Raw genomic sequence first — 1,423 nt, 5'->3', positions numbered from 1 at the left:
CTTGCTTATTTGATTGCTGAAAAGCACTTTCGAAGCGCTCAGGGTGCCTAGGCACTAATACCAGCAAGGCATCGGGAAAGCGCTGCCTCAAACGTTCATGCACTTTTAAAACCAGCTCGTCTTCGCCTTCATGCGTACTCGCCGCGACCCAAATCTTAGGCTTAGCGGGTAAATTTGCGCTCAGGTGAGCGGCTTTTTTAACATGACTATCTTCCACGTTCGTATCAAACTTTACGCTACCCGTTACAAAAATCTTTTCCTTTGCGATATCTAGTGATTCAAATCGTGAAGCATCATTTTCGTACTGGCATAGCACGAGTGACAGATCATTCAACATCCAACCAATAGCGGGTTTCAAGCGTCGGTAGCCTTTTGCTGAGCGCTCTGACAAACGCGCATTAGCGATGACAACCGGGCAGTTTCTTCGCATCACCTGGTGAATCATATTTGGCCAGAGTTCGGTTTCCATAATGATCAGACATTCAGGTTTTACCCGGCGCAAAAACGCCTTCACCATAAAGGGAATATCGTAAGGTGCATAGACATGAAACACATCACTGCCAAAGCGCTTTCTAATTTGCTCGGAGCTGGTTGGCGTCATACTAGTGATAACGATATCTCGGTTTGGAAAACGCCTTTGAATCTCTCGAATAATTGGCTCCGCTGCTAGCACTTCGCCTACGGACACAGCATGCACCCAAATACTTCTATTCAGCTTTGGCGCATTAAAAAAACCAAAACGCTCCATTTTTCTGGCCTTATATTCTGGCGCCTTAAATCCTCGCCATAAAAGCTTCAGATAAACAAATGGCATACAGAGTGCGAAAAGAATTGTGTAAACTAAGCGGAACATAAGCGCCTTTCGAAAAATTCAAAAGACGCAGTATAGACGATTAGCAGCGCTTCTCACATCACTTGATGAGAGAGCGCTTCCGAGGAAAACGATATCTATGTCAAGCCAATCTAACACGAGAGCTACCCGACCTTTGATGGTTTGGGTCTGTCATGATGGGCGGGCCGGACACATCAGTCAGCTAAAAGGTCTAACTAAAGCGCTTGCCCGCCAGACTAATATCGAAGAGCTCTGGCTAGACAGCCAAACACTGCAAGTCGGCTTTCGAGGATTGTTACTTCCCACAAAACAGGATAACAGCCCGGACATCATCATTGGCGCAGGGCACGGCACTCACAAAAGCCTGCTCATGCTCGCCCGGACCCACCGCGCCAAAAGCTTTGTCATTATGAAACCCAGCCTACCGCTGCCGCTATTTGATGGCGTCATTTGCCCCGAACATGACGGGCTAGCCAATAGTGAACGGGTCATGACAACGCAAGGGCCTATCACAAAGATTTCACCCCCACCAAACACGAAACGAACACAACACCTTATGATGATCGGCGGCCCTTCTAAGCACTTCGTATG

Annotated in this window: 2 protein-coding genes; one reads left to right on the top strand and one right to left on the bottom strand. The window is 47.6% G+C overall.

Translation table 11 applies throughout. The features are described 5' to 3' along the window. The coding region (locus A3757_RS00810; protein WP_197469616.1) for a 3-deoxy-D-manno-octulosonic acid transferase at positions 1-748 on the bottom strand (748 nt) is incomplete at its 3' end. 202 nt (positions 749-950) lie between these two features. Between A3757_RS00810 and A3757_RS00805 the strand changes: the two genes are divergently transcribed. After that, on the top strand, positions 951-1,423 hold a 473-nt coding region (locus A3757_RS00805; protein WP_197469615.1), incomplete at its 3' end, for an ELM1/GtrOC1 family putative glycosyltransferase.

Source organism: Oleiphilus sp. HI0117 (genome assembly GCF_001635235.1).
This window is presented reverse-complemented; position numbering and strand designations above follow the sequence as displayed.